This window comes from Fictibacillus solisalsi (genome assembly GCF_900103485.1).
GTDB lineage: Bacteria > Bacillota > Bacilli > Bacillales > Fictibacillaceae > Fictibacillus_C > Fictibacillus_C solisalsi.
This window is the reverse complement of the sequence record NZ_FNHW01000001.1, coordinates 2,438,222-2,462,626: the sequence shown is the minus strand read 5'-3', so window position 1 is coordinate 2,462,626 and position 24,405 is coordinate 2,438,222. Positions and strand designations below refer to the sequence as shown.

Here is a 24,405-nt window from a genome sequence, read left to right as displayed (position 1 = left end):
AAGGAAGGAATTCGAACTTAAAAATATCAACCAAAAACCTATAATCTTCTTTCTTGTTTAAAGAGGAAGAAATCTTTATAATTCATTTAAAGAAAACGCTTTCAAAGAATGATGGTGAAAACAAAAATTAAGTAAAAAAAGAAAGAAGGATTTTTGTCAGAAATATCTAACAATAGTAAAGAATAAGCAGTCTTCTTTTTAGAATATACTAGGAGAGAAGGAGGCGGGTTCCGTGGATTTTGTGAATAATGAAGAAAACCATACGGCCGATCATCTTAAGGCCCAGTCAGAGTACTGCATGGTATGCAACAATGAGCTTTCGAGCTGGGAAGAAAAAGAAATATCCATTTGCGACCATTGTGTCAGTAAAGCCATTGGCGATTAGCATTCCAAACCGGAATGCTTTTTCTTTTGGAATCAGATAGACACTTTTTTCACACACTATAAACAAGATCAATGAGGAGGAAATAAAATTATGGCTAAACGGAAACAGTCCAAGGACGCCGCTGCAAAGAATAATCACACCCCGACGGAAAGTATGACAGACATCGAATTCTCTGATGATAAGTTTGTGGATGATCTGCCAACACGTGATACCCAAAGTCCGAAATCAAAAGGTGAGGCATAAAAAGGAGGTCCCGGCACATGTGTCGGGACCTCCTTTTTTTCTTGGTATTAAAACGAAAATTGCAATTCGGGTACATATTGGTTCATATGTTTTTTGATTTCTTTGTATTTCTGTTGCTGTGAAGGAACTTGCTCCATCGGATGCACATGCCAGGAGCGGTCAACCCATGTTGGCAAAAAGGATGGCTTCTCCAACGTAATCTTTTTCTTTTTCCCTGTTACTGTCTTTTTTACCTGAATCTCCATCATGCCCCCGATATTTTTATAGGGACCGGTTTGTCCCGAAAAGAAGTTGCCAAGAGAATAAGCGACAAAGGCGCGCTCTCCGTTCTTTTTCTTAATCCAGGTAACAGGCTGCAGGACATGAGGGTGATGGCCGATGATAATATCCGCCCCGGCATTTGCGGCCATACGGGTTAGCTTCTTTTGTTCCTCATTGGGCATCCGTTCGTATTCATTACCAAAGTGCAGACTCAGCACGACTACATCAGATATCTTTTCCGCCTGTTGGATTCCTTCTTTTATTTTAGTCTCATCAATCAAATTGACAAGATAGGGTTCATCCTTGGGTACAGGAATTCCATTTGTGCCAAAGGTAAAGCTCAAGAATGAAAACGTAATGTCATTGCGCTTTAAGGTTCGAATGGTTTTTTGATCTTCTGCGGATTTATATGCCCCGGTATAAGGCATGTCAATTTTGTTCCAGTGCTCAATGGCACTAAGGATGGCTTTTTCCCCTCGGTCAAGAGTGTGATTGTTTGCCAAGGTCACCAAATCCACGCCATTTTCCTTCAACGCATCACCTACTTCCTGGGGTGAATTAAAGGAAGGATAAGAAGATAACCCGATTTCTTCCCCGCCGATCATTGTTTCCTGATTGGCTACGGTTATGTCGGGTTTCTCCAAATAAGGCTTAACCTCTTTTAGCATCGGATTAAAATCATACGGACCGTTCTTTGTTTTGGCTTTATTGTAAACCCGGTCGTGAATCAGTATATCACCGACTGCTCCAAGGGTGGCCTCATGAGTAATGGTTTTTGGCTTCTCTGGCGGTGCGGGAACCTTTTGGTTATTGTCGTTTGTTTTATGGCCGCTTGTTTGTTCTTTTTCATTTTCTGAAGGCGCTTCCGTTTTATTTGCATAAAACGGAAAAAAAATGGCCAGCAAAATGATCATGGCAATTCCTGCATAAATTACTGTTTTTTTCATCATTAATTGTCCCCCTACCTACATAGTAGGGGATTTTGTTTGAATTTCAAGAATAATTTTACTGGTTGTTCTATAAAATGAACAAAATTAGTTATGGATATTACGAAAGATTGCGATAAATCGCGATAAATAGAGAAAAATGGAAATTATGTCTGTTAAAAAGAACATATATCCGTAAATTAACGTTTTCTTCTCTCAATAAAACATGCCATACTATGGAAGAATGTTGTTCTTAGTAGAGAACGGAAGATTAAACATTTTGTTTGTAAGGAGGAAGATGAACATCAAACGTTCTCCATACAGCAGTTGGTTTTTGCAGTTGACTATAAAACTGTCAATCATTTGTTATAGTATCGTTTTTACCTTTATCCATTTGTATTCGCCTACGAACGCTTCCTTCAATGATAGGGAAGTAGTTATCGGGACAATCACAGCAAAAGTGATGGACTCTGCCGAATGTGTCACAGAGAAAGAGCAGCAAAAATCTTCTTCTCAAAGTGACAAAAAAGCCTCCTGTGACAAAGACGGTGAACCAGCTGATAAGAAAGAGGACAGTAAAGACAAAAAACAGGAAGTGAAAAGCAAGCAAGAAAAACCAGCAGAAAAAAAGGATCAGGCTGACAAAAAGCAACCGGCCAAACCGGTAGCCCCAACACAGAAGCAACAGGAAACCAAAATAGAAACGAAGCCAGCTTCCAAAACTACTCCAGAACCGAAACCAGAAAAAACACCAGAAGATCAACCGGATAAAAAAACAGACGAAACGACTGATCATGCCGATTCCAGCCAATCTGTCCAGGCTAAAGAGCAAAAGCAGGAAGAAGTGAAGCAAGACCAATCAACAGGGAGTGAAGGGACGGAGAAACCCTAATTATCCCGCCTTTATTCCTTTAATAAGGAGTGGTGCAGCTGATGGCAGCCCTAAGAAAATGGATCAGTAATCTGATTACAGGTGTCCTTTTTATTACCTTGCTATTTATGTTGTTCGTCGTTATTTCATCGAAAGCTTCCGGTGGAGAACCCGCCTTCAACGGGTACCAGCTGAAAACCGTCTTATCCGGTTCCATGGAGCCTGGTATTCAAACCGGTTCAATCATTGCAGTAAAGCCTGGTGGAGACATGACCCGTTTTCAAAAAGGGGATGTCATCACCTTTAAGGCTTCTGAAAATAAATTGATTACCCACCGCATTTATAAGGTGGAGGGCAAGGGTGATAACGTCAGATATATCACAAAGGGTGACAACAACAACGCGCCGGACCCAGAACCGGTTCTGTCAGCCAATGTTGTTGCCCAGTATAACGGCTTTACCATCCCTTATATCGGGTATGGAATGGAATTTGCCCAATCCAAAAAAGGAACTATGTTACTTATGATCGTCCCAGGAATCCTGCTGCTCATCTATTCTGCCATCACGATTTGGAGAGCCCTCCGGGAAATCGAAATCTCAAAAAAAGAAAGTACTCTCTAACATGAAACACTGACCGATTGTTCACTGCACTGATTATCTTTGCAGGTTCAATATATAAAATGTGATATCCCATTACATGGGAGAGGGAGGATTAGAAATGAGTTTGAAAAAGAAATTAGGACTGGGTGTAGCATCAGCAGCATTAGGACTGTCTTTAATCGGTGGAGGTACATATGCATATTTCAGTGATTCTGCAGAGGCTTCCAGCACATTTGCAGCAGGTACACTGGATATCAATACAGATCCATCAACCATTGTTGACCTTTCAAATCTAAAGCCGGGAGATTATATCCTCCGTTCATTCGACCTTAAGAATGATGGAACTCTTGATATTAAGAAAGTCCTTTTGGATACTGACTACACAGTAACTGATGCGAATAAAAATAACTCGGATGACTTTGGAAAACACATCCAGGTTGATTTCCTTTACAACTCTGACAAAGATAACGATGTGATTTACAGCACGACGTTGGCTGATCTTAAAGATATGAAAAACCCGGATGCAGTAGCTAAAGGATGGATGGGTGAGAAGAAGGGTCTTAAAGCAGGAACTAGCGATGAAATGCTTGTAATGTTCACATTTGTGGATAATGGAGAAGACCAAAATCAGTTCCAGGGAGATTCTTTATCTTTGAAATGGACGTTCAATGCACAACAAGGTGCTGGAGAAGCCAAGTAAGGATTGAGGCAAAGGTGGGAATTTATTCTCACCTTTCCTTTTTACAACCAGAGGTAAAGGCTAGCAGCTTTTTAGAGTTTCAGCAAAGGAAGTCAAAGACTTGGAAAATTTCATCGGAAAACAAATCAAACGCATGCGGCAAAAAAAGGGATGGAGCATCACTAAGTTAGCAGAACGCTCCGGCGTATCCAAAGGGTATGTCAGCAGTATTGAAAACCATAAAACAAATCCATCTGCGCAAATGATTATGAAGGTTGCCAGAGCCTTGGAGGTACCGGTGGAAAAATTAGTGAATAATAATGAATATACCCTTGATCATGGTTGGGTAGAGCTAATCGTGCAAGCGAAGGAAATTGGGATTGATCGTGAGGAAATCAGAGAGTTTTTGGCTTATGAAAGCTGGAAAATCAAAACGAGGGGTATGACAGATGATTCGGTTTGAAGATGGAATTTACCTGAGTTGGCTACAGGGAAATACAGTAGAGATTGTATACAAAGGGGCAAATGTTTGTGAAATCTACCTCAATAACGTTTATAAAGGAATAGCCCCCTTTGATTATGTCAGGCAGAAACTTTATCAACAAGAGAAAAAAATGGCACCCGCTTATTATAAACACTATGAATATAAAGAATTTGTCCCCATTATTGATGTATCTATTTAAACAAGCCGACATGTACTAATGTCGGCTTAACTTTGATTATTTCTCCATTTATTGAACTCAAGGAACTCTTTAAACTGATCCTTGCTGACTCCTGAATCCATGGCTTCTTTTACAAGTTCCGCCCATTCATAATCAAGTTCATTCTCATTGACTTCTGATTTTTCATTCAAAAGCTTCTCTACTGGAATATCGAGTACTGCTGATAATTTTTCCAACAATTGCACAGATGGATTGGTTTGAATATTTCGTTCCAGAGAGCTGAGATAGGACTTGGCGATACCTGCTCGTTCTGCTAATGCTGATAAAGAAAGGCCTTTTTCTTTTCGGTACTTTTTTACAAGTTCACCAATCACTATTATCCCTCTTTTTTACTACGAATTTAATTATATTATAAATTAAGGCCAGCATCATGTAAATAGAAGGAAAGCGGCATCACAAGGACGTCGCTTTTATGTAAGATTTCGCAGGAGGAGTGATATAGGTCTTTCGCAGGTATAAACGGATTTCTTCAATACTTAATCCCATTTTTTTAGCTTGCAGGATCAAATTAATCCACTCTTGGTCCAAGTAATCTTTACTTGTCATCATAATTTCCTCCTCTTTCTGCTTTCTTCATTATCGTCAGTTCCCAGCGTTCTCAATGGTAAACAAACTTGTCATTTTTACGTAGTGAAAGAAACTATGCATATTATACATTTTTCTCCAAATAGTAGTTCGTTTTTCATAGTTTTTATTATAAATGGGTTTCCTCAGAAATTATGTCGTAATTTGACTGTTACATAATTGTAACATTTAAACGGAAAGCGATTGCATTGAGTGGAGGCATTTAATTGTTTAAGATAGAAGGAGAAATAAAAAAAGGGGCGCATAACCAATGAAACAGGCATATTCGACTGAAATGGACGGAAAAGATGAGCTCAAGCACTTTAAAGAAGAATTTTATGTCAAAAAAGGTGTCTTGTATATGGACGGCAACTCATTAGGGGTACTATCGAAAAATGCAGAGAAGGCGCTTGCAGAGGTTTTAAACGACTGGAAGGAATATGGTATTGATGGCTGGATGGCTGGTAAACATCCCTGGTTTACACTTAGCGAAGAACTGGGAGGAAAAATGGCACCGCTTATTGGTGCCCATAACGATGAAGTAATTGTTACCGGGTCAACGACCGGAAACCTTCACCAGCTTGTATCTACCTTTTTTCAGCCTGCTGGCACCAAAACCAAAATTCTGGCCGATGAACTGACATTTCCATCGGACATTTATGCGCTAAAAAGCCAGCTCCAGCTAAAAAGTTTAAGTCCCGCTGATCATCTGATATCCGTAAAAAGCCGGGATGGCAGACTCATAGAGGAAGAGGATATTATCTCAGCGATGACAGAGGAGATAGCCCTCATTGTGCTTCCTTCTGTACTCTACCGTAGCGGACAACTACTCGATATCCAGCAACTGACAGCAGAAGCACACAAAAGGGGAATTTTGATTGGCTTTGATTTATGTCATTCCATTGGAGCCGTTCCTCATGGACTGTCCCATTGGGAGGTGGACTTCGCTTTTTGGTGCAATTACAAATATTTAAACGGAGGACCGGGCAGTGTTGCCGGACTCTATGTAAACCGCAAACATTTTAAAACAGCCCCCGGTCTTGCCGGCTGGTTTGGTTCAAATAAAGAGAAGCAGTTTGATATGTCTCATGAATTTGTGCCGTCAGATTCGGCGGGCGCATACCAAATGGGAACACCTCATGTATTGAGCACAGCACCACTAATTGGATCATTGGAACTTTTTGCAGAAGCAGGAATGGATCGCTTAAGGAAAAAATCTCTTCAGCTTACCCGGTTTATGATGGAATTGATCGAATCGGAGCTATCTTCTTTTGGCTTTCACATTGGCAATCCAAGAGAAGATGTACGCCGCGGAGGACATGTATGTCTTGAACACCCTGAAGCAGCAAGAATCTGCAAAGCATTAAAGGAAAATCAAGTTGTACCAGATTTCCGGGCGCCGAACGTGATTCGGCTGGCGCCGGTTCCTCTTTATACTTCATTCCAAGATGTGCATGATACAATCGCACGTTTGAAGAAAATCATGAGTGAAAAGCAGTATGAGAAATTCCCCAATGTAAGAGAGGTGATTGCATAATGGGAAAACTGATCGATGTTTCCATGCCGTTAAGTTCAACTGTTCCTATCTGGCCTGGTGATACGCTATTTGCCTATGAATTGACATGGACGAAAGAAGAATCAGGTTCTGTAAACGTTGGCCAAATTACAATGAGTACCCATACAGGCACACATATTGATGCCCCCTTTCACTTTGACAGCCAAGGAGAACGGGTGTTGGAATTAGATCTTGATTTATACGCGGGAACAGCGCTCGTTGTTGACGTCAGCGGGAGAGACTGTGTAAGGCCGGAAGATTTGGAAAGCGAACGTCTTGACGGTACTCAGAGGGTGCTGCTTAAAACCAATTCATGGAAGGATCGAAGCGTGTTTCCGGTAAGGATCGCCTGTCTCCATGAATCCCTTGCCCCTTATTTATTTGAAAAGGGAGTTCGTCTGATTGGAGTTGACGTGCCTTCAGTGGATCCCCTTGACAGCAAAGAGCTGCCTGCTCACCATGCGCTTCATGGCAAAGGAATTCATATCCTTGAAGGGCTTGTGCTCGACGATATCGAGCCTGGAAAATACCATCTCATGGCGCTGCCTCTTCCCTTAAAAGAAGGGGACGGCAGCCCGGTACGTGCGGTATTAAGCCGGTAAATCAACCTGGACATTGGTGCATTGTTTCTGATGCGCCGGTGTCTTTTTTTTATGAAAAGGTTCCCAACCCGCCATCTTTGTTTCCTGAACATGGATTGTTTATAATGAGAGGTGAGCAAAATGTCATACGGGGGAACACGATGTACAAGTATGGGTTTCAAAATTACTTCGAAGCGAATTTTACTGCATTTTTTCCTGAAGTCATGCAAAGAGGACACTGGATCAATGTGTATCTGAACTTCGAGTTTTCAAAAGACACGAATCTGCCGGCTGATCTGATTGATCCAAGCGCACTGGTTGTGTTTGATCAGGATGGCGAGGTACATGATTTTATTGTCCATGATGAAGGGGTAGACAGTGAGTATAAATTCACGGATACCGAAAAGAAGAAAATGCTGGATTTTATTACCGAACAGAAATTGATTTGAGGGAGTGATAGCATGAGAATTAAAGGCATTGAACCAACGCCAAGTCCAAACTCCATGAAAATAAATATGGATGAAAGCCTGCCGGGAAACGAAAGGTACAACTATACAAAGGATAACCTGGAGGGCGCACCTGATTACATTAAAGAAATTTTTCAGGTAGAAGGGGTTAAAAGTGTATATCATGTGGCAGACTTTATCGCCCTCGACCGCCATCCGCGTGCCGATTGGGAGGATGTACTCGCAGGCGTAAGGGAAGTATTTGGAGATTCAGAATCAACAGCTGAACAGAATAACGCTGAAGAGAAAAAGGACGATGAGTATCTCGAAATTACCGTGTTGATTCAAATGTTCCGAGGATTGCCGATGCAGGTTAAATTAAAAACAGACAAGGAAGAGCGCCGTGCCGGTTTGCCTGAACGGTTCATGAAGGCTGCTCTCGAAGCACAAAAAGCATCAGACAACCTGGTCATGGAGCGAAAGTGGGAAGAACAGGGTGTCCGTTATGGAACTTTTGAGCAAATCGGTCAGGAAGTTGTCGATGAGATTTCAGCTGCATATGATGAAGAACGGGTACAGAAACTTGTGAAGCAGGCGTTTATCAGCGAGGAAGGGAAAAAAGCGCCAGAGGAGACCGTAACCTCCACTGAAGTAGCAGAAAAAATGCGAGATGAAGACTGGCAAACACGGTATGCGGCTCTTGAACGCATGAATCCAACAGTAGACGATATTATGGTACTGAAACAGGCGCTTAAGGATCCAAAGCCTTCCATACGCCGGCTGGCCGTCGTATATCTTGGCATGATTGAAGATGAAGCTGTTCTTCCGCTGTTATATGCAGGATTAAAAGACAAGAATGTTGCTGTAAGACGAACTGCAGGAGACTGTCTGTCAGACCTGGGAAATCCAAAAGCAATTCCTGCCATGTGTGAAGCATTGGAGGATAAAAATAAACTGGTTCGATGGCGGGCGGCACGATTCCTGTTTGAAGCAGGAGATGAAACCGCTGTTCCGGCTCTTAAAGTGGCAGAGGATGACCCTGAATTTGAGGTTCGGCTGCAGGCTAAAATTGCGCTTGAGCGAATCCAAAGTGGAGAAGAGGCGGCCGGTTCTGTCTGGCAGCAGATGATGAGAAGCAGAGAAAATCAATAAACGATTAAGAAGCGATCTTAGACCGGAGTCTGGATCGCTTCTTTTTTGTCAGGTTGTGAAAGGAAGTTTTTTATATCCTGTGCCAGTTCTTCTGGTTTTTCTTCCATAATTAAGTGTCCGGTATCCTTGTATACGATTAGCCTGGAATTTTTCAAATCACTATTTAGCCGTTTCCCTGTCGAAAGTGGTATTACCCGGTCGTCATCTCCATGTATCAGCAAAATGGGATGCATTATGGAATTGAGTTCGAAGGGTTTTAAATCTCCCTCACGGTGCCGAAGCAGACGGATTAAACTGTCGAAGAACCCTTTCTCCAAAAATTGTTCCCTGTAATCTTTAATGAGTTCATCTGTCACCAGGTTCATATTATGAAGGACGCCGCTAAGATCATTCCTGATATCCTTTTTCAATACCCATTGCTTCAATCCCCAAGAAAAGAAAGGAAGATAAGAGCAGCAAATAATGGGAGTGCCGGCCCGCTTAATATAACCGCAGCAGCCAATAAGAATGAGCTTATCAATGAGTTTACCGTCCTGGCGGGAGGCGTGCAAAGCTACCTGGCCTCCCATCGAGTGGCCAACGAGCACCACATTGGACCAGCCCATTTCCTTAATGAACGACAATACCAGCTTTCCATAGTTCGCCAGTGAATACGTAAATTGCTTTGATTTTTCACTTTTGCCAAATCCCGGGAGATCGATGGCCACCACATGGTACTGATCAGTCAAATAGGGGATGAGCTGGCGAAAACTGATGGTCGAAGACAAAAATCCATGAATCAGGATCAGAACCTGTGCATCAGAATTTGGTTGATGAAAATCTTCATAATGAATCGTAACATCGCCGATCCTTTTCCGAAATGCCGGAGTAAGCAGCGGCGTTTTTTTCGTTTCCATTGCATTCCTCCATCATCTTTTCGTCTTATTTACTTTGCCCCATCCTTTTTTCTTTACGAAAGAAATAATTTCCTTGAACAGGCACAAAATCCGCATTTGCCTCTCTTCCTCTTTACCCCGCTCTAACATATTTTATTAATGTGAGGACGTATCAGATGAAGGAGGTTTGTAATATGGCATATCCTTATGGTGGCGGTTTTCCATACTATGGCTATGGTTATGGCTATGGCGTAGCCGGTGGTGGCGGCGGATATGGTTTCGGCTGGGTTTGGGCCGTATTGATTATCATATTTATACTTCTCCTTATCTTTGGAGGTCTATGGTGGTTCTTTAGATAAGGATGTGAAGGGCTTGAAGTTAGGGCTTGAAGTTTCGGGCTTCAGGCCCTTTCCATGAATAAAGCTGGCGAAAAAGGGGATAATGTATCAAAAAAATGGAGCGATCGGCGAATGCATAGCAAACATACCGTAATATATATATGTGAAGAATACTTAAGCGGCAATTGTTATTATTACAAAACCGAGCTGATTACCCATGATTCCTGGAGAAATCCTGAGTCTATTTCGTGGTCCCGCCCCCGTCCCATTTCAAAAGCGACCTACTTGAAACAGAAAAAGGCCGGATTCCGGACAGAACACCGAAAAATAAAAAAATCTCCAGCTGTGGTCATCTCTTTACATAAGGAAAGGGATAACCTGGCATCTATTGAATCAAGCTAGCCTTAAGTCTCTTGCATAGAGGCTTTTTTTGGTGGAATAAAAACAGATTTTTGGATAAAAAAAGCAGGTATGTGGTGGCATACCTGCGAAGAAAAAGGGGATATTGAATGCTGCCTTATCAGTATGGACAGGCTCTGAAAAGATAAACCATAAAAGGGGAAAAAAGAGGGAATACAGAAAATGACGATATGCGGACTATCCGTAAAGTGATGAAAGGAGATGCATTTATGACGGAATACAGAACAGCGAAAGATACGCTAGGTGAAGTTCAGGTGCCAAAAGAGGCATATTATGGGGCTCAAACCCAGCGGGCTGTGGAAAACTTCCCGATCAGCGGGCAACGGCTTCCTTTTGCTTTTGTAAAAGCACAAGCGATCATTAAAGCGAGTGCAGCCGCCGCAAACCGGGACTGCGGGGAACTGGATGAGAAGAAAGCCAACGCTATTATTCAGGCAGCGGAGGAAGTGATGGAAGGTAAGTTTGTCGATCAATTTGTGGTAGATGCTTATCAGGCAGGAGCAGGTACTTCGCAGAACATGAATGCGAACGAAGTTATTGCAAGCCGTGCATCCGAGCTTCTTGGCGGTGAAAAAGGGGATTGGAGCAACGTCCATCCTAATGACCATGTGAACATGGCACAATCCACGAATGATACGATTCATGTGGCCATCAACATCAGTACTGCACAGGAACTGTATGCAAACCTGTATCCTGCTCTTGAAGAAACCATTGCAGTTCTCCGAAAAAAACAAGAGGAATTTCATGACATCATCCGATCCGGCCGGACTCATCTACAGGATGCCGTTCCGATGAGGCTTGGCCAGTCGTTTGGCGGTTACGCGGAAAGTCTTAAAAAAGTGCAAGATGCGCTTAAGCAAAGTGAACCCTTTCTGTTTGAAATTGGCCTGGGAGGAAACGCAGTCGGCACAGGTATCAATGCGCATCCCGAGTATAGTGAAAAGGCAATTAATGAGGTGGCAAAGCGTACCGGTCTTCCGTTTGCACAGCCAACCGACCGCTTCCGTTTCATGCAAAATAATGGCGCAGCGATCCAGGTCAGCGGACATTTAAAGGAATTGGCCATCCATCTTATTAAAATTACCTCGGACTTGCGATTGCTGAGTTCCGGACCGAGAACGGGCATTGCAGAAATCTTGTTGCCAGCGGTACAGCCTGGTTCTTCGATCATGCCAGGAAAGGTGAATCCGGTCATTCTTGAAAATTTATATATGATTTGTGCTCAGGTTATTGGCAATGATACGTGTGTGACAACCGCGGGAATTGGGAGCCAGTTGGAGATCAATGTCATGATGCCGGTGATTGGTCTCAACCTCCTTCATTCCATTACAATTCTTTCTTCAGGGATGAGGACCTTCACGGAGCGCTGCCTTAAGGACTTGGAAGCCAATGAAGACCGGATTAAAGAATTAATGGAGCAGAGTCTGGCCATCGCGACTGCACTGAATCCAAAAACAGGCTATGAAAAAGCTGCTGAAGTGGCGAAAGAAAGCTTCAGCTCAGGTAAGACGGTCAAGGAAATTGCCATAGAAAAAGGATATGTTACTAAAGAAGAGGCAGAAACATTGCTAAATCCTGAACGGTTGGTTTAACGAGAAAAAAGTTTCCAATAACGCCAAATATGGGTATGGGAATGAGGTGAAACTCAAACTTATGCCCTATTTGCTTGAAATTGGTCAGGATCAATAGGTTTTATCTTTGTTACATTCATTTTCTTTTATTCCCCGTGTGTGTTATACTTAATAGGTTAAAAAATAGTTAGGAGTGTTTTCATGAATTTTGAAGTAGGTAGCATCGTTGAAGGTAAAGTAACTGGAATTAAACCGTTTGGTGCTTTCGTCGCTTTAAACGACGAAGTTCAGGGATTGGTTCATATCTCTGAGGTTTCTCATAGCTTTGTTAAAGATATTAACGACGTATTAAAAGTGGGGGATATCGTACAGGTAAAAATCCTTTCTGTTGACGAAGATTCCAAAAAGATTTCTCTTTCCATTCGTCAAACTCAGGAAGCGCCAGCTCAAGCTCCTAAAAAAGACCGTCGTCCGGCACCTAAGAAGCAAGCGGCTCAAGATTCTTCCAAAGGCTTCAACACACTTGAAGCTAAGCTTAAAGAATGGTTGAAAGAATCTACAGACCGTCAAGCTCAACTTAACAAACGTCTTAAGAAATAAATAAAAAAAGCTCTTCCTCTTGGGAAGAGCTTTTTTTTGTAGCGGTGTATTATACGCGATTGGTTTCAACGCGGTCTTCACGTTCAACTTCATGAGAGGGTTTGAAAAGAAGAGTCAGGCAATATAATCCGGAAAGTCCAACCAATCCATAAACGATTCGGGAAAGTGCTGCATCCTGGCCGCCGAAAATGGCCGCCACGAGATCGAATTGGAAGAAACCAATAAGACCCCAGTTGATTGCACCGATAATGACCAAAGCTAATGCAGTACGTTGTAATCCATTCATGGTATTACCTCCTTAAAAATGAAATTAATTGCAGTAATAGGATGACTTCTTTTTGTTACATTTATACATTTCCACATAGACGAGAAGAATAAACCCATTTTCCACTTGTATGTAACCTTTGTTTAGTATCTTGTTTAATATTTGTACACATTATATTGGATTCAAGCCAATTTCTTTACTTTTAAAATCGGCATGATGGATAATACTAACGAAGTATTGGATCACTGGGAGGTAAAATTATGAATTCATTTACGTACTATAACCCAACTCGATTAGTGTTCGGGAAGGGACAACTCAGCCAGCTCTCCAATGAAATGGAGCCGTATGGCAAAAAGGTATTGCTTGTTTACGGCGGTGGAAGCATTAAGAGAAGCGGCCTGTATGATCAGGTAACAAGTGAACTGGAAAAAATGGGAGCTGAGGTTCATGAACTTTCCGGAGTCGAGCCTAACCCACGATTAACCACCGTTAAAAAAGGTGTGGAAATCTGCAAGGAAAATAATATTGATTTCATTTTGGCCGTTGGTGGCGGAAGTGTTATTGACTGTACCAAGGCTATTGCGGCGGGGGCCAAATACGACGGCGACGTTTGGGATTTCGTCACGAAAAAAAGTACACCAAAAGAAGCTATCCCATTTGGAACCGTACTGACACTTGCTGCAACAGGTTCTGAAATGAACTCCGGATCGGTTATTACCAATTGGGAAACCAATGAAAAGTATGGCTGGGGAAGCCCGCTTGTTTTCCCTCGGTTTTCAATTCTTGATCCAGTAAACACTTTTACTGTGCCAAAAGACCATACCATTTATGGCATGGTTGATATGATGTCCCACGTACTTGAAACGTATCTCAACCATACAGAGAATGCGCTTCTTCAGGACCGTTTTGCTGAATCCATTTTGAGAACGGTAATTGAAACAGCACCAAAAATGGTGGAAGATCTTGAGAACTATGATCTTCGCGAAACGATCCTTTATAACGGAACAATGGCATTGAACGGAACGATCGCAATGGGTGTACAGGGTGACTGGGCTACCCATAATCTTGAGCATGCCGTTTCTGCTGTATATGATATTCCTCATGCCGGAGGATTGGCTATTTTGTTTCCTAATCTGCTTAGACATGTTCTGGACGAAAATCCTGCCCGCTTAAAGCAGCTGGCTGTTCGAGTGTTCAATGTGGACGCTGAAGGTAAATCAGACCGTGAAGTCGCTCTTGAAGGAATTGATAAGCTGTCTGCATTCTGGACTTCCATTGGTGCTCCGAACCGTCTTGCGGATTATGATATTGATGACTCGAAGCTTGACCTTATTGCTGATAAAGCAATGGCCAATGGCGAGTTTGGAAACTTTAAAAAATTAAATAAAGAAGATGTGCTTGAAATTTTACGCATGTCCCTATAAAGGATAGGGAAAGTAACAGATGACCGGCTTTATTTTTCAAAACAAATCAGGAGAACCGTTTCCTAACGGTTTTCTTGAATTGTACTTTTTCGTTCTGTAAAGTAAAGAAGACTACTACAAAAAACGGAGGCGTGTACATTGGCCAGCAAACTACGTTTTGATTACAGCAAAGCTTTACCTTTTTTAGGAGACCATGAAGTAACGAATTTGTCAGCATTGGTTAAAGCCGCACACGAACAAATCCATAATAAAACAGGCGCAGGCAGTGACTTTTTAGGATGGGTGGATCTTCCGACCGAATACGACAAAGAAGAATTTGCCCGCATTCAAAAAAGCGCAGAGAAAATTAAAAATGATTCCGATGTATTGATCGTCATTGGTATTGGCGGTTCTTATCTGGGGGCACGGGCAGCGATTGAAATGTTGAACCATTCCTTCTCTAACATGCTTTCCAAAGAAGAACGCAAAGCTCCACAGGTTATCTTTGCAGGGCAAAATATTTCTTCTACGTATATGAAGGACTTGCTTCAATTGATTGAAGGCAAAGATGTTTCGGTAAACGTCATTTCAAAATCAGGAACAACAACCGAACCGGCTATTGCGTTCCGTATTTTCCGCAAGCTGCTAGAAGAGAAGTATGGAAAAGAAGAAGCCCGCAAACGCATTTATGCGACAACCGACCGTGCGAAAGGTGCATTGAAAACCCTGGCGGATGAAGAAGGCTATGAAAGCTTTGTTATTCCTGATGATGTAGGAGGACGTTACTCCGTCCTGACCGCAGTAGGACTTCTTCCAATCGCGGTTAGCGGCGTGAATATTGAAGAAATGATGAGCGGTGCAGCAGATGCGAGCAAGGCGTATTCTTCTCCGGAACTTGCTGAAAACGAAGCATACCAGTATGCTGCAGCGCGAAACGCGTTGTACAATAAAGGAAAAACCATCGAGTTAATGGTGAACTACGAGCCAAGTCTTCACTATGTATCCGAATGGTGGAAGCAATTGTACGGTGAAAGTGAGGGTAAGGACAATAAAGGTATTTATCCAGCGTCCGTTGACTTTTCAACTGATCTTCACTCCATGGGTCAGTATGTTCAAGAAGGAAGACGCGACCTTTTTGAAACCGTGCTAAATGTGGAGAATGCACGCGAGGAAATCACGATTGAAGAGGACGAGCAAAACCTCGACAAGCTGAATTTCCTGGCTGGACAAACCATGGACTTTGTAAATAAAAAAGCATTCCAAGGCACACTTCTTGCTCATACCGATGGCGGCGTTCCTAACCTGGTGGTTAACATTCCTGAATTAACGCCATATCATTTTGGCTATCTGGTGTATTTCTTTGAAAAAGCATGCGCGGTCAGCGGATACCTTCTTGGAGTAAATCCATTCGACCAGCCGGGAGTTGAAGCATATAAGAAAAATATGTTTGCACTGCTTGGCAAACCAGGTTTTGAAAAGGAAAAAGAAGAACTGGAAAAACGTTTATAATTCTGTGAGATGACCTCGATGGGGGTCATCTTTTTTCATTCCTTTCAGGGCTTATTTTTTTTCTTTTGGGGATGATAAGCATAAAATAAAACCAAAGAAAAGGAGCGAAGCCATGATTCCTTTGGAAAGCAAGCTTGAAAATGAGATATTTGCATTTAATGAGCTCGAGGATAAGCTGAAAGAGCTGGGATTTACCATCGGAGGAAACTGGGATTATAATCATGGGTATTTTGATTATAAACTTGACGATGAGGCAGGATATACGTTTGTAAGAGTTCCTTTTACAGCTTATGAAAAGGAGATTGACCAGCAAGGTTCTTTAGTGACGGTTGGAGAGCCTTTCCTGTTAACGCATAAATACAAAATCGGACTCGATGATCATGCCAACGTGGGGGCTGTTGAAGGGAGTTTTAATCAGTTCGCGGAACCGAGGGACCCTGATGCCCCCATTGACGATAAATGGATTAGCATTGGAAAAACGCTAGTGGAAAAAGCCGAGAGCCAGTTGTTGCAGGAGTAAGGGGAAATCCTTACTCCTTTTGCAATGAACGGTGACAGATTTGAGCCATTGTTTCACCTGCCAAGGAAGTGGTTTTGATCAGTTCATTTGCTCCCGCCCTTAAACTGTTATTCAACTGCTCGGAGGTCAAAATTTCAGCCACGACTGGGATTGAAGGATAAATGCCCTTTATGGTAATGATCGATAAAATGGTGTGCATGTCTGCCTCCGATTCCTTTAGGTTTTGATCCGCTGTCAACAGCACGGTTTTGGCTTCGGTCAGATTGGCTTTTTGCCAGGTGTCATCTGCTGCAGGATCTCCTTTTATGAAAAGCACACCTTCATCATTCAAGGGATTCTGTTTAAGAGAGGCATCTACAAGAATGATTTTTTGTCCGGTCTGTTCCTTCTGCAGGGTGAGAATGGTGGTTTTGGCCCGTTCGTTCCATCCCACAATGATAAGGTGTCCGCTTCCTTTAAACATCAGTTTCCCCTCTCTGTACTTATTTTGAACCTGAATGACAGCTGAGGCTGCATTGACAGTAAAAAAGGCAATAAAGGAACCTCCAATAAAAACCAAAATAATGGCCACAAAACGCCCGTAAGAGCTTTTGGGAACAAAGTCGCCAAACCCAACGGTTGCAGCAGTCATTACTGCCCAATAAATGCCTTCAAATATAGTAGGGAAACTGCCTGGCTCCATCAAATGAATAAGTATGCCAAACAAGATCATAAGTGAGCCTATAATGCTGAAAAGCCGAATGAGCATAGGCAGACGAAGATATGAAAAAATAAACTCCTCAAATTTCATAGTGCACATCCTTGGGCAATTTATTTACCATTATGCCCGGAAATTTACGGAGTAAAACCAGCAAAAAAGAAGCTGTTCGGACAAGAGCAGCTTCTTTTTGCGTTAACTGTAAAATTACAATGCACTAATGCTTTTAACATGTTTAGTCAGGATGCGGTGAATTACATTGTCCGCAAGGACTACAACATAGCCATTGGCACATTCAGTTAGGACACCCTCGATGGCATCCGGGCCTCCACGGTTGATTTTAACCTTTCTCATTGCCAGACGGTCAAATAAACTGTTGAACCCATATTCCCGATAATACGTTACATCCATTGCGGCAGCGGCTGGACCATGGCCGGTTGTTCTGCCTGTCATGCGTTCAGTGGTGCATCCACCAGTACCGCGACCAGTGCCTTTGCCAGTACCGCGACCAGTACCTTTGCCAGTACCGTGACCAGTGCCTTTACCGGTACCGCGACTACTACCACGACTACTACCACGACGAGTACCTTTGCCGGTACCGCGTCCCTTCACTGGACTTTCGTTTCTGCCGGTGCCACGTCCCGTCCCCCGACCAGAACCGCGTCCGGTTCGGCTTCCACTTTCAGATTCATCCGTATTTGCCTCGTTTTCTTTCTGTTCCTGAATAACGCTTACACTTTTCACATGATCGGTCTTGTAGTAAACGACACCTTCCTTCTCCGTGGCTAGCGCAATATAATCATATGTGCTTAACAGAAGGACTCCTTGTCTGGATTCGGGGCCACCGCGATTAACCTTTACATTTTGGCCAATCATGTTGTCCATAATGGCGGAAAAACAGCTCGGTGTAAGATAGTCATAAAATTCCCCAGTTCCACTTTTCTCACCGTTGTTGTCGCTTTGAAGGTCTTCTCCGACACTTTTTAAGTGACGTGCCGCATAATAGACGACTCCCTCATCCGTTCCAACAACCATATAGTTATAGCCTGAATGAAGCAGTTGTCCAGCTTTGGCTTCGGGACCTCCTTTATTGACATTAATCCTTTTGCCAACCATTGAGTTGATATGAAAATCAGACATTCATGTTCTCCTTTCAGAACCGTAGATTCGATTTTGTTGTTGCATAGTAAAAATATATGTAGACAACCATCGTTCGGCGCTGGTACAAGCGCCTTTTTCCATGAAAAACAACGCTTGCCTAATCGACATAAAAACAGATAGAGCTTGAGCTCTATCTGTAAAAGAGTACTCTATTAACTGATTAGCTCGATCTGCGGGAGTGGCGTGTTCTTCTGGTTCTTCTTCTTCTTCTTCTTCTTCTTGAGCTCGAACTTGAACTGCTGGAACTGCTGGAACTGCTGGATCTTCTTCCAGTACGTCCAGAGCGACTGGAACGACCAGAACGTTTGCCAGAACGTTTTCCAGATCTTTTGCCAGAACGTTTTCCAGATCTTCTGCTGGAACGTTTGCTAGATCTTTTGCTGGAACGTTTTCCAGATCTCTTGCTGGAACGTCTGCTTCTTCTTGAGCTTGAGCTCGAGCAGGAGCAGGAACTAGAACTTGAGCTCGAGCTGGAGCAGGAACTTGAGCTTGAGCTTGAGCTTTCTTCACGTGGATCATTATGCCATACGCTCATGAGTAGACCTCCAATACTCTAATATGTGAAAAGAACGGAGTATTATTTCTTTTCACATATAATGTACGTAAGTTTTTACGTTCTGCTTGGATAAACGTCACAGAAAGGAGGCCCTTTTTAGCATTGATTTGTGGCGCTTACCTTCCTTTTAACATAGAGATAAGTATCAACCTAAGGAGAGATTGAAGAATCATGTCTAAAGGTATGTTGCCTGAGTATCGTCTCTCTGTCCCCATTAAAGGGGCCAAGACAATAGAAAAGGGAAGGTGGGCCAGCCAACCAGTTAAAGGTACATTAAAAACCGAAAATCAATCGTATGAAACCACTGTAAAATACAGAGGAGCACACATCCGCAAGTTTCCCAAAAAATCATATGATTTTGTTTTTCCATCTTCGAGGATGTTTACAGGAGCTAAAAGGGTTCATATGAATGCCGAGTACAATGATCCTTCCTTAATGAGGAATAAGCTGTCCATGGACTTTTTTCGCGATATTGGCGTATTGTCGCCGGAAGCAAACCATGTCACATTGTACATCAATGGCTTATATCAAGGTGTTTATCTTCAATTGGAATCCGTCGACCAGCTATTTTTGAAAAAAAGAGGGCTCCCTGATGGCAGTATCTATTATGCTATTTCAGAAAATGCCAATTTCTCAAAGTACAATCCTACAACCGGGAAAGCGAAACGGTCAGTCACATCAGGATATGAAATTAAGTATGATCCCGAACATTCTTTTCATCACTTAAGAAAGCTGCTGAATTGCGTGCTGACTTCTACGGATAAAGAATTTCCATCAAAAATTGAATCTCTGCTGAATCTGGAAAGTTATTTTCGATGGCTTGGCGGTGCGGTCTGTACACAAAATTTTGATGGGTTTATTCACAACTATTCACTTTACAGAAATGGGAAGACCGGCCAGTTTGAAATCATGCCATGGGATTATGATGCCACATGGGGAAGGGATATTCACGGAGATGTGATGGAGAACAAGTATGTACCGATCGAAGGGTACAATACGTTGACAGCACGCCTGCTGCTTCACGGGAATTATCGAAGACAATACAGACGCGTGATGGAACAATTGCTTGAAGAAGCACTCACAATAGACTCCATGGAAGGGAAAATTGAAAAACTTTATGCGTCCATACGGCCTCATATCATTAAAGATCCGTATAAGCACTACTCCCTGTCCAAATTCGATCAGGAGCCAGAATACATTCTTGCCTTCGTTAAGAAAAGAAATAAATATTTAAAAAAACGGCTTCATCGCCTTCAATAAAAAATCCTGCTGAACATGTTGTTCAGACAGGATTTTTTTATGCTGCATCATCTACATTGGGTGCAGGTGTATTGACTTCTTCTGAGGGCAGTTCATTTTCCTGTTCCGTGTCTGGAAGGGAGCCTTCCCGAACAGGGGCGGAGTCAACCTCGGCTGGTTCTTGTTCGTTGTGAATAACCCCGGAACAGTCCGAATCCGTTGATGTCTCTGAAAGAGTGGTGCCTTTCTTTTCACTGACCGGATCAGTCTTTTCTTCTTGCGGCTCATTTGTCCGAGATCGCTCAACACCATCACTGTTTGCTGGTTGTTTTGCGCTGCCTTGCCCTGCGGGTTTAGGTTTATCCGTATTCCTACTTTCTTCACTGCCTTCCGGGCTTGCCTGTTTCGCTTTTTCTTTTGGAACCGAAGCAGGAGTAGGAGAGGTTTTTTCTTCCTGATCCTTTTCCTTAGGAAGAGTGACAGTGGCGGGCCCTTTTGCTTCTTCATTGGCAGATGCTGCTGGTGCTTGGGGTCTATCTGAGCCCTTACTTTCCTCATAGCCTTTCGGGCTTGTCTGTTTTCCTTCTTCTTTTGAAACCGAAACAGGGGCAGGAGCAGTTTTTTCTTCTTGATCCTTTTCCTTAGGAAGTGTGACAGTGGCAGGTCCTTTTGCTTCTTCATTGGCAGAGGCCGATGAAGGTTTGTCTGTTTTCCTTTCTGGTGCCTGTGTCTCTGACGGAGCCTTTTGTTTTACCGGCTCAGCAGCTGGTTCAGAAACGGGAGAAGAAACCGGCTGATTCTCTGTTATAGCTTTTTTGGTGCTGTTATTCCCGGATACTGATTGTCCGGATTGTGCCTGAGCAGGGAATTCGGCAGATGCTGGTTTATTCATGCTGCTTTCTGCTTCCATCTTTACTGGAGTGGTTTGAACAACCGCAGTCTCCGTTGGCCCACTGCTTTTCACGTCTTCGTCATCCTTTAGAATAAGGACTGGATCGGCAGTAACCATAGAGGAGGTTTCTGTTTTGTCATCCGGGGAAGGTTCGTTATGAACAAAAACAGAGACATGTTGATATTCTCCAAGAGGTGTAGTGGAAAGCAGGTCGCTGATTGGTCCAACTTTATCTGATAATTCCTGAATGCTTTTTTTCTTGATATCGTTCTGCTTAATGGGTATTCCTGCTTCTTTTGCCGCCATGAGGATAGCATATTTCGCAGGTGTAAGGCCGCTTTTTTTGGCCCGTTTTCTTTCTTTGTTGGAAATGATCAATGAAGTCATGTCTATTTTGTTTTCCAACGCTTTTTGTTCCATTAAGGAATTGATTTTCTGCTCAATTTTCTGCTGTGTTTCTTTACTAACGTCCTTTGTTAGAGTAGTGGTAACAATTACTTCCTGATCGGGCTTAATAAACCCTTTGGCACGGCAGATCCTGAAAATTTCCTCAGTCACTTTCTCAAGAGGCTGCCCATGGTAATTTTCCAGTAGTGCAACTAGTTTTTTACCGTCCGAATTATAGGCAGTAATTTGCTGAACCCTCATGTCATCATCGATGGACAATTCGATGCTTGGGTTCATCTCTATGCCTACATAAGCGTAAACCCCTTGACCAGTATTAGGTGCGAGCTGGAAAAATAATAAGAGGATGGCAAAGGTAAACACGCTTGCAGATTTCCAGTTAAACACGGGAAGGCTGAACATTGAGTTTCGGTTCGGTTCATTAGGCAGGAGAATATCACTTCCTACCGCGTAAAGCTGTCCATTGTTCTTCACCTTGCGAAACACACCGCCCTCAGATAGAACGATGATGTGGTGCCGTTTGACTTCTACCACAATTCCTTTTGTCATCGTAAGGGCCTCCTATTCCGGCAAATAGCCTTTAAGATAGTCATAATCTTCAATAATAATGAGAGCAACAGCAATAATATAAGGGGTGTATCGTTTAATGGACTTGCTTGGAAATTTTTCTGAAAGCTGGGATGCAGGCAGACCTTTTTTTGTAAGAAAAAGAGATTTAAGTTCTGTATTGTTTGCTACGTATGAGGCTATGGTGTAGGCATCGAGTCTGCTTTTCTTCGATTGGGGAGTTAACTTTGGCATCTCGTAAACTTTAATGCCAAATTGCAAAAGTCTGCTTTTGTAATGTTCGATTTCCTTATCTGGTGAAATGGATTTCGTTTGCAGATGAGCTGCAGCAGAAGAACGGGAAGCAATGTCAGGTGATGAATGGGTCTTGATATTCGTTTTTCTCCGTTTAAGCCAGCTGATCATAACCACCCTCCATTTCTCCTGTACTATATTTAGAAAATAATAACTCTCAGATTATAGTATGGAAAGTTAAAAAAAAACAGGTACAATAGTCGTGCTTTATTGATTTGTGGGGAGGAAAAAAGTTTGGTAATGATTACAGCTTACTAGATTTTCCGACAGGGGGCTTCCAAAAGATAGGAAAGGACTAGAATGAGAACGGGACCTTCGTTCCATGGCTTTTTCAGTATATCGTTGCTACTCTTTAATAAAGGATTGAATTTTCTGAAAATGGAGGAATGCAATGATGAAAAAATGGAAACAGCCGGCTGTAGTGATCGTTGGCCTGAGTATGATTTTGTCGGCAGGGACACCAGTATTCGCCCAAGGCAAGCAAGAGCAAAGCAGCCCGATCAGCTTTTTTAAGCCGGGTGACTGGAATTATCCTGGCTCCTCATCACCTGTTATCCACAATGGCACACCAAGAAGTGCCGGGCTTTATCCGGAAGCGTTGAACAGTATTGACACGACCATGAATAAAGCGATGGAAACAAAGATGTTTCCCGGCGGGGTGGTTTTAATCGCGAGAAAAGGAGCCATTGCCAAGTGGGATGCTTATGGTTATGCTTCCCGTTATACCGACGATCAGTACACGGAGTTGGAACATCCGGTTCCCATGAGGAAAGATACAATATTTGATTTAGCCTCTATCAGCAAAATTTTTACAACGACGGCTGCCATGAAGCTGTACGAACAAGGAAAATTTCAACTGGATGATCCTGTATACAAATATATTCCTGAATTTAAGGAAAACGGAAAAGAAAAGGTGACCATCCGCCAGCTTCTCACACATACATCTGGTTTCGAGCCGTTTATCCCGGTCTACAAGATGGGAACAAACCGGGAAGACCGGCTGCATATTATTTTAACCTATCCGCTTAAAAATGCGCCTGGAACTACCTATACATACAGTGACTTGAACATGATTACCCTCGGGGTGCTGGTCGAGCGGCTTTCCGGTAAACGTCTGGATGAATATGTGAAAGAAGTCATAACCGGCCCGTTGAAGATGAAGGATACGATGTACAACCCTCCGGCTTATTTGAAGCCAAGAATTGCCGCAACCGAATATGAACCTTATATTAACAGAGGCATGGTGTGGGGAGAAGTACACGATGAAAACGCATGGTCTCTGGACGGGGTGGCGGGACATGCCGGTGTCTTTTCTTCGGCACATGACCTTGCCGTCTTTGCCCATATGTTCCTGCAAGATGGGAAATATGGCCACACAAGGATTTTAAAACCTTCAACTGTCAAATTACTGGAAGAGAATCAGCTTCCTCAATTCCCTTCCGACTCTCACGGACTTGGCTGGGAATTGGATCAGGGGTGGTATATGGATGCCCTGTCTGACCCGGCCACACTTGGCCATACCGGATTTACCGGAACTACGATGGTCGTCAGTCCCAAAAATCAGACTATTGTTTTAACATTAACCAACCGTGTACATCCAACACGAACAATGCCATCGATTAATCCGGTTCGCAGAGATGTGGCACGTGCTGCAGCAGATGCTATTCCTGTATCTCTGCCTAATCAAGAAAAAGCCTGGTTTGCGGGCTATGGCGATAAGGTTTCCCGGCCGTTGGTTTATGCATTAAATAAACCAGCCTCAAAGGTAAGCTTTGAAACATGGTTTGAGATTGAAAAAGGAAGCGACAATGGAACCGTTGAAGCGTCCGCAGATGGTGTCAACTGGAAGAAAACAGCTTCTTCCTTTACAGGAAAAAGCAACGGCTGGAAGATGCAAACCACCGCCTTGCCGGCTGGCACACAGTTTGTCCGTTTTCTATATACGACAGATGCCAGTGTTAACGGAAGAGGCTGGTATATTAAAGACGTGAAAGCACAGGATGCACTGGGGAAAGGAATCGCAAAAAAGGTAACCGACAGCCAGTGGACGAAACGAAATCATTAAGAAATGTAAGACCGCCGCTTCTGTGGCGGTTTTTTTATGTTATT

The 24,405-nt window shown here is 42.9% G+C and carries 30 protein-coding genes; 20 read left to right on the top strand and 10 right to left on the bottom strand.

Features of this window, described 5'->3' with window-relative positions:
* The first annotated feature begins 232 nt into the window (after positions 1 to 232).
* Together BLT53_RS25085 and BLT53_RS25080 are read left to right on the top strand one after the other, a co-directional pair.
* Positions 233 to 385, top strand: coding sequence for a hypothetical protein (locus BLT53_RS25085; protein WP_170834332.1), 153 nt, complete (start codon positions 233 to 235; stop codon positions 383 to 385).
* 90 nt (positions 386 to 475) lie between these two features.
* Positions 476 to 628, top strand: coding sequence for a hypothetical protein (locus BLT53_RS25080; protein WP_156412578.1), 153 nt, complete (start codon positions 476 to 478; stop codon positions 626 to 628).
* Between the two features lie 47 nt (positions 629 to 675).
* Here the strand turns inward: BLT53_RS25080 and BLT53_RS12605 are convergent, their stop codons facing one another.
* Complete coding sequence (locus BLT53_RS12605) at positions 676 to 1,839, bottom strand: CapA family protein (protein ID WP_244520404.1); 1,164 nt, start codon at positions 1,837 to 1,839, stop codon at positions 676 to 678.
* A gap of 274 nt (positions 1,840 to 2,113) precedes the next feature.
* On the opposite strand from BLT53_RS12605, the gene BLT53_RS12600 reads away from it, so the two are divergent.
* The 5 genes from BLT53_RS12600 (at position 2,114) to BLT53_RS12580 (ending at position 4,647) form a co-directional block, all read left to right on the top strand.
* The gene (locus tag BLT53_RS12600; RefSeq protein WP_090235294.1) at positions 2,114 to 2,707 is read left to right on the top strand and encodes a hypothetical protein; all 594 of its coding nucleotides are present in this window, start codon (positions 2,114 to 2,116) and stop codon (positions 2,705 to 2,707) included.
* 41 nt (positions 2,708 to 2,748) lie between these two features.
* Positions 2,749 to 3,306, top strand: a complete 558-nt coding sequence (gene sipW, locus BLT53_RS12595; RefSeq protein WP_090235293.1) for a signal peptidase I SipW — start codon at positions 2,749 to 2,751, stop codon at positions 3,304 to 3,306.
* A 97-nt stretch (positions 3,307 to 3,403) separates the two neighbouring features.
* Complete coding sequence (locus tag BLT53_RS12590; RefSeq protein WP_090235292.1) at positions 3,404 to 3,985, top strand: CalY family protein; 582 nt, start codon at positions 3,404 to 3,406, stop codon at positions 3,983 to 3,985.
* Between the two features lie 100 nt (positions 3,986 to 4,085).
* Positions 4,086 to 4,427 (top strand): helix-turn-helix domain-containing protein, encoded by a 342-nt coding sequence (locus tag BLT53_RS12585; protein ID WP_090235290.1) that lies wholly within the window; start codon positions 4,086 to 4,088, stop codon positions 4,425 to 4,427.
* A complete protein-coding gene (locus tag BLT53_RS12580) occupies positions 4,414 to 4,647 on the top strand; it encodes a hypothetical protein (protein ID WP_090235289.1) in 234 nt (77 codons plus the stop codon). Before BLT53_RS12585 ends, BLT53_RS12580 begins: the two co-directional genes overlap by 14 nt.
* A 26-nt stretch (positions 4,648 to 4,673) precedes the next feature.
* Here BLT53_RS12580 and BLT53_RS12575 read toward each other — a convergent pair whose 3' ends face one another.
* Together BLT53_RS12575 and BLT53_RS12570 are read right to left on the bottom strand one after the other, a co-directional pair.
* A complete protein-coding gene (locus BLT53_RS12575; protein ID WP_090235288.1) occupies positions 4,674 to 5,000 on the bottom strand; it encodes a helix-turn-helix domain-containing protein in 327 nt (108 codons plus the stop codon).
* Between the two features lie 79 nt (positions 5,001 to 5,079).
* Positions 5,080 to 5,235 (bottom strand): anti-repressor SinI family protein, encoded by a 156-nt coding sequence (locus tag BLT53_RS12570; protein ID WP_090235286.1) that lies wholly within the window; start codon positions 5,233 to 5,235, stop codon positions 5,080 to 5,082.
* 286 nt (positions 5,236 to 5,521) lie between these two features.
* On the opposite strand from BLT53_RS12570, the gene kynU reads away from it, so the two are divergent.
* The 4 genes from kynU (at position 5,522) to BLT53_RS12550 (ending at position 8,984) form a co-directional block, all read left to right on the top strand.
* The gene (gene kynU, locus BLT53_RS12565) at positions 5,522 to 6,787 is read left to right on the top strand and encodes a kynureninase (RefSeq protein ID WP_090235285.1); all 1,266 of its coding nucleotides are present in this window, start codon (positions 5,522 to 5,524) and stop codon (positions 6,785 to 6,787) included.
* Entirely contained in the window at positions 6,787 to 7,407 is a 621-nt protein-coding gene (gene kynB, locus BLT53_RS12560) for an arylformamidase (protein WP_090235283.1), read from the top strand. Before kynU ends, kynB begins: the two co-directional genes overlap by 1 nt.
* Before the next feature lie 140 nt (positions 7,408 to 7,547).
* Entirely contained in the window at positions 7,548 to 7,835 is a 288-nt protein-coding gene (locus tag BLT53_RS12555) for a hypothetical protein (RefSeq protein ID WP_090235282.1), read from the top strand.
* Between the two features lie 12 nt (positions 7,836 to 7,847).
* Entirely contained in the window at positions 7,848 to 8,984 is a 1,137-nt protein-coding gene (locus BLT53_RS12550; protein ID WP_090235280.1) for a conserved virulence factor C family protein, read from the top strand.
* A 17-nt stretch (positions 8,985 to 9,001) separates the two neighbouring features.
* Here the strand turns inward: BLT53_RS12550 and BLT53_RS12545 are convergent, their stop codons facing one another.
* Positions 9,002 to 9,880: an alpha/beta fold hydrolase gene (locus BLT53_RS12545; protein ID WP_090235278.1), complete on the bottom strand. Its 879-nt coding sequence runs from the start codon at positions 9,878 to 9,880 to the stop codon at positions 9,002 to 9,004.
* A 173-nt stretch (positions 9,881 to 10,053) separates the two neighbouring features.
* Between BLT53_RS12545 and BLT53_RS12540 the strand changes: the two genes are divergently transcribed.
* From BLT53_RS12540 to yugI, 4 genes are all read left to right on the top strand, one after another.
* On the top strand, positions 10,054 to 10,218 hold the full coding sequence (locus tag BLT53_RS12540; protein ID WP_090235277.1) for a sporulation protein YjcZ: 165 nt from the start codon (positions 10,054 to 10,056) through the stop codon (positions 10,216 to 10,218).
* A gap of 111 nt (positions 10,219 to 10,329) precedes the next feature.
* Entirely contained in the window at positions 10,330 to 10,599 is a 270-nt protein-coding gene (locus BLT53_RS12535; protein ID WP_090235275.1) for a hypothetical protein, read from the top strand.
* 227 nt (positions 10,600 to 10,826) lie between these two features.
* Positions 10,827 to 12,209 carry a class II fumarate hydratase gene (locus BLT53_RS12530; protein ID WP_090235273.1) on the top strand — a complete coding sequence of 461 codons (1,383 nt, stop codon included), beginning with the start codon at positions 10,827 to 10,829 and terminating at the stop codon, positions 12,207 to 12,209.
* A 180-nt stretch (positions 12,210 to 12,389) separates the two neighbouring features.
* Complete coding sequence (gene yugI / locus BLT53_RS12525; protein ID WP_090235272.1) at positions 12,390 to 12,788, top strand: S1 domain-containing post-transcriptional regulator GSP13; 399 nt, start codon at positions 12,390 to 12,392, stop codon at positions 12,786 to 12,788.
* 49 nt (positions 12,789 to 12,837) lie between these two features.
* On the opposite strand, the gene BLT53_RS12520 is transcribed toward yugI, so the two are convergent.
* Positions 12,838 to 13,074, bottom strand: coding sequence for a DUF378 domain-containing protein (locus BLT53_RS12520; RefSeq protein WP_061972296.1), 237 nt, complete (start codon positions 13,072 to 13,074; stop codon positions 12,838 to 12,840).
* 239 nt (positions 13,075 to 13,313) lie between these two features.
* On the opposite strand from BLT53_RS12520, the gene BLT53_RS12515 reads away from it, so the two are divergent.
* From BLT53_RS12515 to BLT53_RS12505, 3 genes are all read left to right on the top strand, one after another.
* The gene (locus BLT53_RS12515; RefSeq protein ID WP_090235270.1) at positions 13,314 to 14,477 is read left to right on the top strand and encodes an iron-containing alcohol dehydrogenase; all 1,164 of its coding nucleotides are present in this window, start codon (positions 13,314 to 13,316) and stop codon (positions 14,475 to 14,477) included.
* 138 nt (positions 14,478 to 14,615) lie between these two features.
* Positions 14,616 to 15,965, top strand: a complete 1,350-nt coding sequence (locus tag BLT53_RS12510) for a glucose-6-phosphate isomerase (protein ID WP_090235269.1) — start codon at positions 14,616 to 14,618, stop codon at positions 15,963 to 15,965.
* Between the two features lie 112 nt (positions 15,966 to 16,077).
* Positions 16,078 to 16,485 carry a YugN-like family protein gene (locus BLT53_RS12505; RefSeq protein ID WP_090235268.1) on the top strand — a complete coding sequence of 136 codons (408 nt, stop codon included), beginning with the start codon at positions 16,078 to 16,080 and terminating at the stop codon, positions 16,483 to 16,485.
* 10 nt (positions 16,486 to 16,495) lie between these two features.
* Here the strand turns inward: BLT53_RS12505 and BLT53_RS12500 are convergent, their stop codons facing one another.
* The 3 genes from BLT53_RS12500 to BLT53_RS25070 all read right to left on the bottom strand — a co-directional run bounded on the left by BLT53_RS12500 (position 16,496) and on the right by BLT53_RS25070 (position 18,862).
* Positions 16,496 to 17,275 (bottom strand): ion channel, encoded by a 780-nt coding sequence (locus tag BLT53_RS12500; protein ID WP_090235266.1) that lies wholly within the window; start codon positions 17,273 to 17,275, stop codon positions 16,496 to 16,498.
* 114 nt (positions 17,276 to 17,389) lie between these two features.
* Positions 17,390 to 18,322 carry a hypothetical protein gene (locus tag BLT53_RS25075; protein WP_170834331.1) on the bottom strand — a complete coding sequence of 311 codons (933 nt, stop codon included), beginning with the start codon at positions 18,320 to 18,322 and terminating at the stop codon, positions 17,390 to 17,392.
* Positions 18,323 to 18,862 carry a hypothetical protein gene (locus BLT53_RS25070; RefSeq protein ID WP_090235263.1) on the bottom strand — a complete coding sequence of 180 codons (540 nt, stop codon included), beginning with the start codon at positions 18,860 to 18,862 and terminating at the stop codon, positions 18,323 to 18,325.
* A gap of 208 nt (positions 18,863 to 19,070) precedes the next feature.
* On the opposite strand from BLT53_RS25070, the gene BLT53_RS12480 reads away from it, so the two are divergent.
* Positions 19,071 to 20,159 (top strand): CotH kinase family protein, encoded by a 1,089-nt coding sequence (locus BLT53_RS12480; RefSeq protein WP_090235262.1) that lies wholly within the window; start codon positions 19,071 to 19,073, stop codon positions 20,157 to 20,159.
* A gap of 37 nt (positions 20,160 to 20,196) precedes the next feature.
* Here BLT53_RS12480 and BLT53_RS12475 read toward each other — a convergent pair whose 3' ends face one another.
* Positions 20,197 to 21,984 carry an anti-sigma-I factor RsgI family protein gene (locus tag BLT53_RS12475; protein ID WP_090235261.1) on the bottom strand — a complete coding sequence of 596 codons (1,788 nt, stop codon included), beginning with the start codon at positions 21,982 to 21,984 and terminating at the stop codon, positions 20,197 to 20,199.
* A 12-nt stretch (positions 21,985 to 21,996) separates the two neighbouring features.
* Positions 21,997 to 22,407 (bottom strand): hypothetical protein, encoded by a 411-nt coding sequence (locus BLT53_RS12470; protein WP_090235260.1) that lies wholly within the window; start codon positions 22,405 to 22,407, stop codon positions 21,997 to 21,999.
* A gap of 280 nt (positions 22,408 to 22,687) precedes the next feature.
* Here BLT53_RS12470 and BLT53_RS12465 point away from each other — a divergent pair, with 280 nt between their 5' ends.
* Complete coding sequence (locus BLT53_RS12465; protein WP_090235259.1) at positions 22,688 to 24,361, top strand: serine hydrolase domain-containing protein; 1,674 nt, start codon at positions 22,688 to 22,690, stop codon at positions 24,359 to 24,361.
* Positions 24,362 to 24,405 lie beyond the last annotated feature (44 nt).

Coding starts and splice junctions, on each gene's coding strand:
- BLT53_RS25080 (WP_156412578.1), top strand. CDS start 476: ATGGCTAAACGGAAACAGTCCAAGGACGCCGCTGCAAAGAATAATCAC.
- BLT53_RS12605 (WP_244520404.1), bottom strand. CDS start 1,839: ATGATGAAAAAAACAGTAATTTATGCAGGAATTGCCATGATCATTTTG.
- BLT53_RS12600 (WP_090235294.1), top strand. CDS start 2,114: ATGAACATCAAACGTTCTCCATACAGCAGTTGGTTTTTGCAGTTGACT.
- sipW (WP_090235293.1), top strand. CDS start 2,749: ATGGCAGCCCTAAGAAAATGGATCAGTAATCTGATTACAGGTGTCCTT.
- BLT53_RS12590 (WP_090235292.1), top strand. CDS start 3,404: ATGAGTTTGAAAAAGAAATTAGGACTGGGTGTAGCATCAGCAGCATTA.
- BLT53_RS12580 (WP_090235289.1), top strand. CDS start 4,414: ATGATTCGGTTTGAAGATGGAATTTACCTGAGTTGGCTACAGGGAAAT.
- BLT53_RS12570 (WP_090235286.1), bottom strand. CDS start 5,235: ATGATGACAAGTAAAGATTACTTGGACCAAGAGTGGATTAATTTGATC.
- kynU (WP_090235285.1), top strand. CDS start 5,522: ATGAAACAGGCATATTCGACTGAAATGGACGGAAAAGATGAGCTCAAG.
- kynB (WP_090235283.1), top strand. CDS start 6,787: ATGGGAAAACTGATCGATGTTTCCATGCCGTTAAGTTCAACTGTTCCT.
- BLT53_RS12555 (WP_090235282.1), top strand. CDS start 7,548: ATGTACAAGTATGGGTTTCAAAATTACTTCGAAGCGAATTTTACTGCA.
- BLT53_RS12550 (WP_090235280.1), top strand. CDS start 7,848: ATGAGAATTAAAGGCATTGAACCAACGCCAAGTCCAAACTCCATGAAA.
- BLT53_RS12545 (WP_090235278.1), bottom strand. CDS start 9,880: ATGGAAACGAAAAAAACGCCGCTGCTTACTCCGGCATTTCGGAAAAGG.
- BLT53_RS12540 (WP_090235277.1), top strand. CDS start 10,054: ATGGCATATCCTTATGGTGGCGGTTTTCCATACTATGGCTATGGTTAT.
- BLT53_RS12535 (WP_090235275.1), top strand. CDS start 10,330: ATGCATAGCAAACATACCGTAATATATATATGTGAAGAATACTTAAGC.
- BLT53_RS12530 (WP_090235273.1), top strand. CDS start 10,827: ATGACGGAATACAGAACAGCGAAAGATACGCTAGGTGAAGTTCAGGTG.
- yugI (WP_090235272.1), top strand. CDS start 12,390: ATGAATTTTGAAGTAGGTAGCATCGTTGAAGGTAAAGTAACTGGAATT.
- BLT53_RS12520 (WP_061972296.1), bottom strand. CDS start 13,074: ATGAATGGATTACAACGTACTGCATTAGCTTTGGTCATTATCGGTGCA.
- BLT53_RS12515 (WP_090235270.1), top strand. CDS start 13,314: ATGAATTCATTTACGTACTATAACCCAACTCGATTAGTGTTCGGGAAG.
- BLT53_RS12505 (WP_090235268.1), top strand. CDS start 16,078: ATGATTCCTTTGGAAAGCAAGCTTGAAAATGAGATATTTGCATTTAAT.
- BLT53_RS12500 (WP_090235266.1), bottom strand. CDS start 17,275: ATGAAATTTGAGGAGTTTATTTTTTCATATCTTCGTCTGCCTATGCTC.
- BLT53_RS25075 (WP_170834331.1), bottom strand. CDS start 18,322: ATGTCTGATTTTCATATCAACTCAATGGTTGGCAAAAGGATTAATGTC.
- BLT53_RS25070 (WP_090235263.1), bottom strand. CDS start 18,862: ATGATCCACGTGAAGAAAGCTCAAGCTCAAGCTCAAGTTCCTGCTCCA.
- BLT53_RS12480 (WP_090235262.1), top strand. CDS start 19,071: ATGTCTAAAGGTATGTTGCCTGAGTATCGTCTCTCTGTCCCCATTAAA.
- BLT53_RS12475 (WP_090235261.1), bottom strand. CDS start 21,984: ATGACAAAAGGAATTGTGGTAGAAGTCAAACGGCACCACATCATCGTT.
- BLT53_RS12470 (WP_090235260.1), bottom strand. CDS start 22,407: ATGATCAGCTGGCTTAAACGGAGAAAAACGAATATCAAGACCCATTCA.
- BLT53_RS12465 (WP_090235259.1), top strand. CDS start 22,688: ATGATGAAAAAATGGAAACAGCCGGCTGTAGTGATCGTTGGCCTGAGT.